Below are 13,006 nucleotides of genomic sequence, written 5' to 3'. Positions count from 1 at the left end.
TCCTCCGTTTGAGGCAGTTGTGGTTTCACACGATGGTCAGATGATGCTGAAGTCTTCCGTGAAGATCTGTTCAAAAGGCACACCGGCTTTCATGAGCTGATCCCGCAGGGAATCCATCAGCACCTTCGGCCCGCAGATCAGGTAGACTTTGGACTTCAGGTCGCCCACCCGGTCCGCGATGACCTCCGGCGTGAGATACCCTTCGGAATCGGAAGAGTGGGGGATGTAGTGCAGGTATTCCTCTTTTACGCCGAGGTCCGTGATTTCGTCGTGATAATAGGCTTCTTCCGGTACCTGCACGCTATAGAAGAGATGTGCCTTGTTGTATTTGCCCGCCCGGAAATCCGCATTCTCCACCATGCTCAAAAACGGCGTGATCCCGATCCCGCCGGCCACCAGCACGGTTTCCTTGTCCGCATGCTCCGTCATGTGCTCGCCGAACTTGCCGTAGGGCCCCCAGATGGAGGCCCGCTGACCCGGCTTCAGGATGGGAAGCTCTTTTGTCCAGTCGCCCATTTTCTTGACGGATATCCGGATGTTCCCGGCCTGGGGCGCTGACGAAATGCTGAAAGGATGCGGCTCGGATCGCAGATCCGGCGAATCAAAGGAGACGTAGAGGAACTGGCCGGGGTGGAAGGCCATCTTCCGGTTCGGATCCCGGGGGCGCATGTGGACTTCGGTGATGTCGCCCAGGATTCGGACATGATCCACGAGATAGTTATGGAGCGGCCCGAACCAGCGGTAGAGCACCCGGATATAGAAATAGCAGCACACCCCGACCGCGGCCCACACGGCGAACCAGGCCCCAAGCAGCGGATACGACATGATCTGGCCCTGAGCCACGACTGCGTGGAATATCACCAGCACCAGCACCAAGCCGAAGAAATTGTGCGTCTGTTTCCAGTGGTGGTAGGGCAGTGAGATCCAGAGCGACAACGACGTCAGCGCGACCAGGGCCGCCAGGGCGATCAGGCCGCTCATCCGGGCAAAATAATAATGTTCCGCCTCGCCGGGCAGTTGGGCTATCCAGAAAAAGCGAACAAAGTCGAACTCCGGATTCAGGGCCAAAAATATCGGGTGCAGGACAATGAGGTACAAGGCGAGTTCGCCAATTTTGCGGTGCGCCTTGTAGACCTTGTCCAGCCCTCCGAACAACCGCTCCACGATAGGCAGTCGCGCGGCCAGCACCAGGGCCCAGCACATCAGCATGGTCGTGCCCATGCTTCCGATTTTGGCAAGATACTTCAGGCGGTGATCGTACCAGTCGTCGTAGAACCACATGGAACCGAAATAGATCGCAGAGGTAAGCACCAGGCTCAACCCGACAACCAGATACCCCCAGTAATACTGTTTCTTGATGATCACACCCATTCTCCGTCCTGTTGCCGCGGTTCGCAAAGTCGAACCACAGCCTGATAACGCTCTTCAACGACCCAGCGGTCCAGTTCTTCCGGCAAGCCTTCGCGCGCACCCCGGACAAGCATTTCAGCCTGTCGCAAAAGCGTTGCCCGATCTTCCGGACGGTGAACGAAGTACGCCACAGTGGCCAGAGTTTCCAGCAGGCGGATGGTTACCTGGACATTGGAGCGGACATTTTGCCGGATCTGGTTGAATGCCGCGTCCGCGATCTCTGAAAATCCCCTGGTGGGCGCGATGACCCGCAGTTGCTTTTGATCGTCAAGGAGATACGGGGACGGAATGTCGCGTTGAGCCAGTCGGCACAGGGCGGATCCCAGCTGATTAATGCAGGCGATTGCCGTGAACGAGTCGTTCAAACTGGGGGAAAGCGCCCGCAACGCAATCTCGACAAGTTCAAGGACCGCGAACTCGATGTCCTGACTCGGGGTTCTTTCGTCGTCCAGGGCGATCGCCCGGTTGATTTGTTTGGGGAGTTGGTCGGTGATTTTGTCTCTCGGCCAGATCCGGACCAGTGGTCGTCCAGCGATAACATATCGTCCTGTCTGCTGCTCCAGCCGGATGACCGCATCCTCCCTTACGGCCCATTCCATCAGGACATCCTTGTCGATGAACTGAAGATACCCGTCGTTGGTTGCGGGAACAGGACGAGACTCCCTGGAGAACATCTCAATGAAATCCGCACTGGGCAGATCTTCCGTTTTCAGGGTGTCTCTCGCGGTTTTTGGGGGATAAAGATCATCGATGGTCTTGAGCAGCTCGTCGCCGACCCGGGCCACAACCTTGTTGGCCTGTATGGAAACGGAAACGTGATGGATGAAGTAGATCAAGACTCCCACGCTCAGCACAGCGAACAAGACGCCCAGGGACACTGACAAATGCGGCACGAATACTATGTCTCCAGGAGAATCCGAACGGCGCACCGTGCGCAGCACGACCAGGCAATAGAGAAACGTGGCGACAAAGGTGCCGAGCACCACCTGGGTTACCGTATCCCGCATGAAGTTCCGGAGCAGCCGGGGGCCGAGCTGGGATGAAACAAGCGACAGAGCGACCAGTGTTATGGAGAACACGACGCCGGCTATGGTGATCATTGAACCGGCGATGGTTTTCAGGACCGCACTGGCGCCCTCGGCTCCGCCGGAAAAGGTCCAGTCCAATGAATTTTCCAAAAAATCCGTAATGGGATCGTTTGAAGCGGTGGTTATGAAAGCCAGGGCCACTGCCACGCAGGACATGACAACCGGAATGAACCACAAGCTGGAATGGATCTGAACGAATATTTTCAAGAACTGCGCTTTCACGACTATGCCTCATACGCCCGCAAGTTGTCCTCGTTTTCATGGGGAATGGCTTTCGCGCCGGAAGAATTGAATCAAAAAGCTGTCCAGGCGACGGATTTCTCCGTGCCTGGACAGTTCAGAAAGATTGTCTCAAGGGAGCAACCTGTTCGTTTTATTTTTTGTACTCAGGCATCTTACGCAGTTCTTCCTCACTCATGGGAATGTAGACGCGAACGTCATTGTCAGCATCCTTGTGAATGTCGGCTTCATTCACATCGATAGCTATGCTGCGGGCGCCCATGCCGAGAAAACCGCCTACGTTCACGACAATTCGTTCAACTTTACCTTCAGGTGTCATCAATACTTCGTTGACATCAGCGATATTTTCATTGTTGGCGCCGTAGACACTCGCGCTCTGCAGGTCGTCCGCGGTGATAAGATCAGACGATACCCGCTGATATCCCTCTTGAGGTTCTACGTCTGTGGCCCGATGAGGACGCGCGGGATCAGTGGTGACTTGGCGATCTTGATCATATTTCGGCAAGACCTCGCTTTGTTCACCAGCCTGTCCAGGGCGCCGAGTCTGATCAGTTTCATTCTGTTTCTTGTCCATGTCACGCTGTTTCTTGTCCATGTCACGCGACATGCCTTCCTGCCCAGAGCGACGATCCTGATCGGTTTTCTTTAGTTGATCTTGATCAGATTTCGGCACGGTCTGATACTCACCCGTTTGTTCGGAGCGTTTCTGATCAGTTTCTTTTTGTTTCGTGTCCATGGTGCTTTGCGCGAATGCGGGGCTCAAACTCAGTAATCCGATAATGATGCTAACGATGAGTGTCTTCATGATGCTTCTCCTTTAAGATTTTATGCCAATAAATACATAGCCGCCTACTCTTCCGTGCCGAAACTGCTGGGTTTTGTACGACCTTGTTGCTGATTGTCATCTCGCCATTGTTGCCGCCATCAATCCACTAGTCTGTCCACTAGTCTGTCACTGCTGCCGGCCATCGCGCAGTTGACCGTCGGTACCTTGGCCTCTCTGCCACTGCTGCGGACCGTCGGTACCTTGGGTACCCTGGCCTCTCTGCAACTGCTGCTGACTGTCGGTACCCTGGGTACCCTGACCTCTCTGCATCTGCTGCTGGCCGTCGCGACCCTGGCCTCTCTGCATCTGCTGTTGACCCTCGGTACCCTGGTCTCTCTGCATCTGCTGCCGGCCATCTCGATCCTGATCTCTCTGCCACAGAGGCTGGCTATCGCTATCCTGTTCTTCATGCTCCAGCATCTCGCCTCTCCCCTGGCCTCTCTCCCAAATCTCCCGACCCTCGTCGTCCGTCATCGATTGATCTTGATCCTGACGCCATTGCTGACTTCGACCTTGATCATTTAGCGTATCAGTATCGCTCTGATATACACCAGTTCTTTGTTGAGTCTGAGTAGTTTGAGTATCCTTTTCAACCTGGGCAAATGCGAGACCCGAACTCAGTAATCCGATAATAATGCTTGCCAATAAAGTTTTCATAAACATTCTCCTTTATGAAGTTATTTTAGTTGATCGAAGTGACACTGATCTCCAAGCCGATTGTTTTTTACGTCTTGCTTAGCCTCCGATTTTGGATATTGCCTTGTTTTGGTTGCCTTACCTACACCACTCGCTACGTAACTAGAGGATAATCTTTTGAGCATTCCTGTCTGTAGGGGAATCGCATGTTTTGTGTGAGGAGAAATCTCACAGGCGACGGGAATAACTCCCGGGAAGATTGCGAGGAGGCGGTAGAGGGATCGTTCGATCCGGGTTCCTGATCACGGAGGAGAAGATGGGCGCACCATTGCCATTTCCATTGATGGCAAGACCTTACGTGGTGGCGTATGATTTCGGATAAAAACCGCCTCACCTGCTCAGCGGCGTCCTGCATTAGGCATTAGGCATCAGGCATCAGGAGGCCGCAAACCTCGGGCGACTGGATACCCGCCTTAGCAGTCCGTTGAAAAACTCCCAATTGCTGCGTCGCTGCAAAAAGTTCAAACTCTCACGTATGAATAAATACGCTTCGACCTTGAACTTTTTTTGCTCCTTGCACTTGGGGTTTTTGAACGGACTGCCGGATAAGGACTTTTTCAACACTCAGCTAGCGGGTACGACCGATTCGGGGGACGGCGTGGTAAAAAAAAAATCCCGCGAAGGCGGGAATCCAGTGCCGGAATGCGGGCTTCACTCAGGATGGAACGTATCTACTCAGCACATTTTACGTCCGCTCTTGTTCCGGCAATCGGGGTCGGGGTCGGAATTGAAACAGGAAAAATTAAGAACGCATCCCAGCGTTTTCGATCCCGATCCCGATTCCGATTCCGACCCCGGTACCGATTGCCGGAGCAAGAGCGGGCTCTAAATGTACTGAGTAGTTACGAATTTATGATGCATTCCGGGAAGGGCGCCGTGATGTCATTTGAAGCAAATCTATGACCGCTGCTTCAAGTTGTCGATCCCGCCCGGCGATCTCGTCAGCCGGAGTATGATCAACAAACAGGTCGGGGATTGCGCCGTTTTGCTCCATATCGGTGCCGTCCGGGAGATACCACCCACGAAAGGGCAGGCGGACCGTTGCCCCATCGATCAAAGAGTGGCTCCCGGTGGAAATGACCCCTCCATAGGTCTGTTTTCCCACCAATGTGCCCCGTCCCAGCGTTTTGAATGCGTGGGCCAGGATTTCCGAGTTTGAAAAACTTTTCTCATTGGCCAGCATGTTGATCGGCAGGGTATAGCGTGGCGCGTCCAGGCGATCCTGGGGATAGCGGCCGTTCAAATGGGGATCGGCTCCAGCGGGGACCGTATAGGCATGTTCCGCGGTCATGATCGAAGTAAGGATGCGGTCGCTGGTATGTCCTCCGCCATTGTTGCGAACATCGATAATCAGGCCGTCTTTCGAGTCGGCAGCCGCGTACAGATGGGCCTGGAATTTTTCCAACGATGCCTGATTCATCGCCTCGATATGAATGTAGCCGATGCGTCCGCCTGAAAGCTCCGAAGCCTTGCGCCGGCTCTCTTCCTGAAACGCATTGTACCGCAGTCCGGCGAAGTCGTTGAAAGAGATCGGAGTCAGGATCGCCTGGGAGGCGACACGCTTGCCGCTGATGGATCGCTCGAAGCCGACAACGACTTCCTGTTCGACTTTTCCTCGCAACCGCTCCAGCAAGGAGTCCTGTTCGTCAAAGCTTTGCATATCAATTTTGGTTATTATATCGCCCTGGTACAGACGGACAGGTCCACGGTCCGAGGGTCCTCCGGGAATGATCTTCGTGATGAGATACCCTTTCCTCCCATCCTCCAGAGTCACCCGCGCATATTCGATACCCAAACGGCCTGAGGGGTCGCGTAATGCGGAACCTGGTCCCGGATTGGAGAGTCCCATGTGCGAAGCGGACAGTTCACCCAGGAGTCGATTGGCGATATCGCTGAATTCACTTGCGGTCCGAGTCCGGACAATGAGTTCCTCGTAATCAGCGACAAGCCTCTTCCAGTTCAAGCCCTTCATGTCCGGCCGGTAAAAACCTTCCTCGATCACTCGCGCCACTTCCCGAAACTTCTGCAAAGACTCTTTTCGAAGATCGATCCGGATACGATCAGAGATATCAACCTGCGTGTGCGCTTTCCCGTCCAGCGGCGCAATGCCGACACGCCCATCCGCAATATAGATCACTCGGTTACCGACACCATCGAGGTGTTGGACGTTTCCCCGTGGCCCCAGACGCCGGCGGTCGCTCCCATCCCAATTCACGGCGATCAGTCCTTCCTTGCCGGAATTGAAGACGTACCGGTCGCCGCCAGGGGTCATCTCGTTGGCTGTCTGATGATCGGGAGATGCCGTGACGCGCTCCACGCGCTGCCAGGCATTTTCCAGTTCAAGCCCCTTGGCGGTCTGCCATCCGGGTTGTCTCAGCGAGAGTACCGTTCCAGGCTTGCGAACAGGCAGTGGGCGATGCATGCCGGCAGCGACACGTGCTCGATCATAGTAATTGTTCAACTCTCGCCGGGTCCAATGATTCATCTCGGGATCGAGAGTGACCCTGTAGAGGTCGAAACCGTCACCGGATCGATTGGAGATGAAGGTCAATATTCTGCCGTCCGCCGACCAGCGGGGGTTGAAATCGTTGCGTGGATGACGGGTAATGTTCACGGGTTGGTGGGAACCATCCGCGGGAATAATGAATATATTTGTGCTGAAGTTCAGATCGTTCTGGTCATAAGCGATATACCGCCCGTCCGGCGACCAGCGCCAATGCAGATCGCTGTCCCAGCCCTTCACAAGCGTTCGAAGGTCGTTTGTGAGAAGATCCATCACAACCAGATCTCCACGTCCACGGCGAAATGCGACGGACTGACCATCAGGGGAAGGTGAAACACCACGGTCGTTGCTCTGTTCCACGACAACGGGCAAGACCCGGAACTGAACGGCATCGTGCCAACGAGCAGGGTCTTCTTGGCCGGTCACGTGCTTCGACTTCTCCGTGGCATGGCTCTCTTCCTGGGAAGAGGAAGGGACATCAGCCGGCTCTCCGGTCGGTTTTGGTTCGGACGGATCTTGCGGGTCAGGTGGATGAGGTGGGTCAAGTGGATTGTTGGGGGGCAGCGGCCCAAAAGGATCATCCGTATCCGAATTCACGGAATGTTCGGAATACTGATGCGTGCTTTCGGAAATACTTTCGGTCCCGCGCGAGACGTGCGTAGCGGTGCTTTTCGCCAGAAGCTCGCCACGCGTCGGGAGCTGCTGGTGGGCGAGACGGATTTCATTCCGGGTCAGTTCCACCTGGGCCTTGTAGATCGAGAGCGTACCGTCGGCATCGCTTGCAAAATACAGATGCAGCCCATCCGGAGACCATGCGATATCCTGGTGACGGGCATGGGTATCCGGAATGACCGCCCGGGTGGGACTGTATTCGTCCACATTGCGGATGTAGACTCGTCCATAGGCAACATAGGCCATGACTTGCCCATCCGGACTGAGTGCGGCCTCGGTAACGTCCCGGTCGATCCAGCGCAAAATATGGTCATCCCGGCCATCATCGCCCGTTTGGATATGTATCGGTTCCGGCTCAGCCTGGGGATCAGCAAGGTTCAGGGTGTACAGCCGATCCCAGACCTGAAGAACGGCCATGCTTCCATCCCTTGAGACGTCAAAATCTTGAACACCGCGTCCTTGAAAATGCGTGATCCGCTGAAGAGCACGATTGTCGTCATCCAGGTTGACACGGTAGAGATTGACGGTGTCGAGCTGGCGTTCAGACATGAAGAGCAGCGTATCGTTGTCCACCCACTTGGCATTCCCGTCGTCGCCTTCCCATTCCGTGACGGCCTCGAAACGTTCTTCCGATTGATGCAGAACCCAGACGTTCATTGCATCCGGTCCGCGATACCGTCGATGATTCCAGTCGTGATAATAACCACCGCGCGTAAAGACGACGCGTCGACCATCCGGAGAAAAGCGCGGTTCGGAACCGAAGGCGTGATGAAGAAGCTCATGTTCCCCGCCTTGCGGTGATATCCGGTAAGGACGCTGATCACGGTAGACATCGGCCTCAAGAAGACCCGAGAAGGTGACGATCTCCCTGCCTTCTTCATCAATCGACCAATGCGGTGCCCGCAGGAAGCGATCACTGTAGGTCAGCTGAACAGTCCCCGTGCCGTCGCGCTGAATGCGCCAAAGGTTCATATAGCCGTCTCGCATCGACGTGAAGACAAGGGATTGACCGTCGGGGCTCCAGCTTGAATGCAGGTCGTCGAAACGATGCCCGGTCAGCCGGTTCGCTACGCCGCCATGTACCGGAACGATCCAGAGATCTCCTCCGGCACTGAAAACAATCTCTGAACCATCAGGACTGATCGATGGAAATCGCGGCAGTTTGGGAATATCGGCATTCGCGGAAACAGGTGCGAATCCACAGCCGAGCGCAAGAAGTAGAATAACCAGCATACTTCGTTGAATCCATTGTCGGAAAAATAGATTTGCCATCTGTATTTGTCTCATTCCTGAATATCCTGAATCAGTGCATTTCATATTTTGATCTGGTACACTGCGGCGTTGCATACGTTAACCTATTGTTTGATCCACGGAGCAAAAATCCAGATTCTAAGCCGAACTTCGCTACGCGTCGGAACTATATTTTAATTTACATGGCAAAATTTTGACTTGCCAACGGATACGCATTCTTCCGTACTAAAAGACGATACAGGCACTTTACTTGATTCTCGCAACACAAGTCCTCGAAACAATATCTATTCATCAAGAACCATGCCAAACACGGGAATTACTCCCGTCTCCCGTGACTTTTCCTCATGATAATCCCGAATGCTCTCCTGGCAACTCCGGGAATTATTCCCATCTCCCGTGATTTCTTCTCACACAAAATATGTGATTCCCCTACAGACAGGGATGTCAAATAAGGTATCAAGTACGGATCTATACTCATAAGATCTTGATACAAAAGGAGACCCCATGGCGTACGAACTCCTCGAACAACTGAGTCGCAATATCCGTTCCATGATCCTGACCTCCACCACCCGGGCCGGCTCCGGCCACCCGAGTTCCTCCCTCTCGGCCACCGAGCTCATGGTTTCCCTTCTCTTCGGCGGGACGTTCCGGTTCTCCCCGAACGCTCCTGAACACCCGAACAACGACCGGCTGATCTTCTCCAAAGGACATGCCGCCCCTCTGCTGTATGCCCTCTGGGCCGCGGCCGGAAAGGTGAGCGAGGAGGAGATTCTCAGTCTGCGGACCATGGGCAGTGCGCTCGAAGGTCATCCCACCCCGGCCTTCCCCTATACCGAGGCGTCCACCGGAAGTCTGGGCCAGGGGCTCTCCATCGGCCTGGGCATGGCCCTGAACGCCAAATTCGTCGACAAGTTGCCCTACAGGACCTTCGTTCTGCTTGGCGACAGCGAGATGACCGAAGGGTCGCAATGGGAAGCCATCCAGCTTGCCGCCCACTACCGGCTGGACAACCTGATCGGCATTCTGGACGTGAACCGGTTGGGACAGAGGGGTCAGACCATGTACGGCCACGACCTCGATGCCTATGCGCAACGGATCGGTGTTTTTGGATGGCAGACGATCACCATCGAAGACGGCCATGACTTGGAATCCATTGGTGCGGCGTACAGGGATGCGCTGGTGGTTCGTGACAAGCCGGCCATGATCATCGCCCGGACATTGAAGGGCAGGGGGGTCGCCCTGCTCGAAAACCAGGAAGGGTGGCATGGAAAGCCGGTTCCCCTGGAAGAGATGGGGCGCGCCTTGGCCGGTCTTGGGGCGGTGGATTACTCCATCAGAGGGGAGATCCAGGAACCTGAAGACCTGCTCCCGGAACAGGGCCGGCTTGTTCAGGCTTCTCCCCCCCGGTACGAAAGGAATGAATCCGTCGCCACCAGAAAGGCGTATGGAAACGCCCTCGCTCGGATTTCCACCCAGGTCCCGGGAATGGTCGTTCTCGATGCCGAAGTCAGCAACTCCACCTATGCCGATTTCTTTGCCGGGGAGCACCCCGAACGCTTCTTTGAGATGTACGTTGCCGAACAGAACATGGTCGGGGCGGCCCTGGGCCTTTCCTTGCGAGGCAAGGTCCCGTTCGTCTCAACCTTTGCCGCCTTCCTGACCCGGGCCTTCGACCAGATTCGCATGAGTCGCTATTCGGGAGGGCGGATCGTCTTCTGCGGCTCCCATGCCGGGGTCTCCATCGGAGAGGACGGGACCTCTCAGATGGGGTTGGAGGATCTGGCCATGTTCCGGACCGTGCTGGACAGCGTGGTGCTCTACCCCTCGGATGCCATGTCCACGGAGCGGTTGGTGGAGCAGGCGGCCGCCCATGAAGGGATCTCCTATATCCGGACCACCCGCCAGGCCACGCCGGTCCTATATGGACCCGACGAACGGTTTCCGATCGGCGGCTCCAAGGTCCTGATCCAGCATCCCGAAGACAAGGCCGTGATCATCGCTGCCGGGATCACCCTGCACGAAGCCCTTGCCGCGGCCGACCTTCTTGAAGAACAAGGGGTTTTGGTCCGGGTCATCGACTGCTACTCGATCAAGCCCCTGGATCGGAAGAGCATCCGCACGGCTGCTCGCGAAACCGGGTTTGTCGTCACTGTTGAAGACCACTATGCCCAAGGCGGCCTGGGAGAGGCGGTTGCGGAAGTCCTGGTCGGTCTCTCCGTCACCCTGCGTATCCTCGCCGTTCGCCGGATGCCCCGAAGCGGCAAGCTTCGGGAACTCCTGGATTGGGAGTCCATCTCCAGGGATGCGATCATCAGAACGGTCCGGGAGGGTGCGTGAGCGCCTCATGACCGGACCCTTGCCCAACGGAAGTTCAACCCTGCTTCCACGGAGGAGAGCATGAAATCGTCTCTATTGACCTCAGGAAATATTCAAAGGCCCCCCTCCGCGTCACCACGACGGAAATCTCTCGCTTTTCCGGAGGAGATCAGGAAGGTGGCGGCGCAGTGCCGCCACTACGCCATGTGCAAGATCGACTATCTGGGGACCGGATTGTGCGCCTCAGGGACAACACACTATTATGTCAGTCACTTTCCCCAGGGGCGGATGGACATTTACGACGCCCTGGCCAAGGGGCTCGTTCCGATTACCCAGGGGCTCGTGGAGATTGCCGATTCCTGCAACTTGTGCGGCATCTGCGACCGGCAGTGCCATTTCGTGACCGGAATGCGGCCGGTGCAGGTGATGAAGGCCCTCAAGGAACACGTCCGGGACTGGCTGGCCCAGGGCTTTGAGCCTCTTCACGTCGCATCCGATCCGGACCTGGACGGCCTGCGCGAGATTGTCGGCCGCCAGTGGGCCACCAATGATCCGGCCATCCTGGTGACCTACGCCAACGATCCCTTTCCCCTGGCCGGGATGCGCATGCCGCGCTTCGTGACCTTGCCCGGAACCCGGGACGAGGTCGCGGCCCTGGTTCGCTTCGCGAACCGGCGCGACATCCCGTACGCCGTGCGGGGCAACGGCGGGAGCGTGTTCGGGTTCGTGTTCAGTGACGGCCTGGTCATGGACATGCAGCGGATGAAGGGCATTGCCATCGACGTCGAGAACTGGACCGCCTCAGTGGAACCGGGGGTGACCTCGTTTGAACTGCAACAGGAGGCGGTGCGGCACGGTTTCCGGGTGAACACCGCTGAGCCGGCGGCCACGGTCTGCGGGAACATTGTCTGCACCGGGCTGTTCTCGACCTGGTCCAATGCCTACGGAGTCAACGCGGACACCTTTGTGGACATGGAGTTCGTGAATGCCGGCGGGGATATTTTTCGGCTCAACGAGCCGTCCGCCCCCAATGCCTTTTGTTATGAACACCGATTGACTCCGTCGCCGGGCATCTGCACCCAGGCTGTCGTGCGCCTGCATCCGACCACGGACGACGAGGAAGGGCTGCTTGTGCCCTTCGCCGATTTCGGAGAGGCCGCGGCTTTCGCCCGGGATCTGAGCCGGCGGCGGATCGGGCTGGCTGTCGGCGTGCTCGGCGGCCATTACTTTTCCACGTTCATGTCGCCTTCGGCCGATCTCGCGGACCGGGTCCGGCACGGTCTTTCGGAGGCCCTCGGCCTGCGCTACGCCGTGTTCGTGGTGGGGGACCGGTTCGCGTGCGAGGCCGTGCGATCCATGCGTGAAGCCGTGATCGACGCGGAGCTGTTCCGGATGTTGATGCTCGGTCTGCCTCGGTTGGCTGACGACGACTGGTTGGAGCTGGTCGCGGGGATGGGCGGAGATCGTCCGCCGTACGAGGTATTGTCGCGTCCGGAACTGCGGCCCGTGCTGGACGCGGTGCTGCGCCCCTCTCCGGAAACCGCGGCCCTGGCCGTGGACGCGGATTTGCGGGACTTTTACACGAAACTGTATGCCCGGCCGGAAATGACGGACATGGTCTGGCTGAACATGTTCCGGATCCTCAGCTCCCGGATGTCCCGGCACAAGCATATGTTCGCTTTTCTGGTCTACGTGCCGCTGAACCGCGTGGACCTGGTCGAGGATATCTGCGCGGAACTCAAACGCATCGCCGACAACCACGGCATCGACAATGATTACGGTTTTCTGACGCCTCTGGACATGGGCAAGCGGGGCATCCTGGAATACGACTACTACATTGATCACCAGGACCCGACGGAGGCCGAAAAAATCCGCAAGGCCATGGTCGAGTTCGAACCGTACCTGGACGACCTGAGCGCATCGATCAAGGGAGTGAAATGGTTGAAGTACATTTTTTCCCAGGGCTGCGCGCGCAAGGAAGCGTTTTTATACACCTGAAACGGC

General features: G+C 56.6%; 7 protein-coding genes. 3 read left to right on the top strand and 4 right to left on the bottom strand.

Annotated elements, in window-relative coordinates:
• Nucleotides 1–36 precede the first annotated feature (36 nt).
• From AC559A_RS15030 to AC559A_RS15020, 3 genes are all read right to left on the bottom strand, one after another.
• Nucleotides 37–1,371, bottom strand: coding sequence for a ferredoxin reductase family protein (locus AC559A_RS15030; RefSeq protein WP_498818528.1), 1,335 nt, complete (start codon nt 1,369–1,371; stop codon nt 37–39).
• Nucleotides 1,362–2,720 carry a DUF2254 domain-containing protein gene (locus AC559A_RS15025; protein WP_035261429.1) on the bottom strand — a complete coding sequence of 453 codons (1,359 nt, stop codon included), beginning with the start codon at nt 2,718–2,720 and terminating at the stop codon, nt 1,362–1,364. Before AC559A_RS15025 ends, AC559A_RS15030 begins: the two co-directional genes overlap by 10 nt.
• A gap of 151 nt (nt 2,721–2,871) precedes the next feature.
• Nucleotides 2,872–3,543 carry a PRC-barrel domain-containing protein gene (locus tag AC559A_RS15020; RefSeq protein WP_051434428.1) on the bottom strand — a complete coding sequence of 224 codons (672 nt, stop codon included), beginning with the start codon at nt 3,541–3,543 and terminating at the stop codon, nt 2,872–2,874.
• Nucleotides 3,544–3,729: 186 nt separating this feature from the next.
• Here AC559A_RS15020 and AC559A_RS15015 point away from each other — a divergent pair, with 186 nt between their 5' ends.
• A complete protein-coding gene (locus AC559A_RS15015) occupies nt 3,730–4,089 on the top strand; it encodes a hypothetical protein (protein WP_156932878.1) in 360 nt (119 codons plus the stop codon).
• Nucleotides 4,090–5,110: 1,021 nt separating this feature from the next.
• Here AC559A_RS15015 and AC559A_RS15010 read toward each other — a convergent pair.
• Nucleotides 5,111–8,722, bottom strand: coding sequence for a S41 family peptidase (locus tag AC559A_RS15010; RefSeq protein ID WP_498818527.1), 3,612 nt, complete (start codon nt 8,720–8,722; stop codon nt 5,111–5,113).
• Nucleotides 8,723–9,190: 468 nt separating this feature from the next.
• Between AC559A_RS15010 and AC559A_RS15005 the strand changes: the two genes are divergently transcribed.
• Together AC559A_RS15005 and AC559A_RS15000 are read left to right on the top strand one after the other, a co-directional pair.
• Nucleotides 9,191–11,023 carry a transketolase gene (locus tag AC559A_RS15005; protein ID WP_498818526.1) on the top strand — a complete coding sequence of 611 codons (1,833 nt, stop codon included), beginning with the start codon at nt 9,191–9,193 and terminating at the stop codon, nt 11,021–11,023.
• Nucleotides 11,024–11,179: 156 nt separating this feature from the next.
• The gene (locus tag AC559A_RS15000) at nt 11,180–13,000 is read left to right on the top strand and encodes an FAD-binding oxidoreductase (protein ID WP_498818524.1); all 1,821 of its coding nucleotides are present in this window, start codon (nt 11,180–11,182) and stop codon (nt 12,998–13,000) included.
• Nucleotides 13,001–13,006: the final 6 nt, after the last annotated feature.

It is taken from the genome of Desulfonatronum zhilinae (assembly GCF_900182865.1).
Taxonomy (GTDB): domain Bacteria; phylum Desulfobacterota; class Desulfovibrionia; order Desulfovibrionales; family Desulfonatronaceae; genus Desulfonatronum; species Desulfonatronum lacustre.
Note: the sequence above shows the minus strand (reverse complement) of the source record. Positions and strands in the feature narration are given on the sequence as shown.

Coding starts and splice junctions, on each gene's coding strand:
- AC559A_RS15005 (WP_498818526.1), top strand. CDS start 9,191: ATGGCGTACGAACTCCTCGAACAACTGAGTCGCAATATCCGTTCCATG.
- AC559A_RS15030 (WP_498818528.1), bottom strand. CDS start 1,371: ATGGGTGTGATCATCAAGAAACAGTATTACTGGGGGTATCTGGTTGTC.
- AC559A_RS15020 (WP_051434428.1), bottom strand. CDS start 3,543: ATGAAGACACTCATCGTTAGCATCATTATCGGATTACTGAGTTTGAGC.
- AC559A_RS15010 (WP_498818527.1), bottom strand. CDS start 8,722: ATGAGACAAATACAGATGGCAAATCTATTTTTCCGACAATGGATTCAA.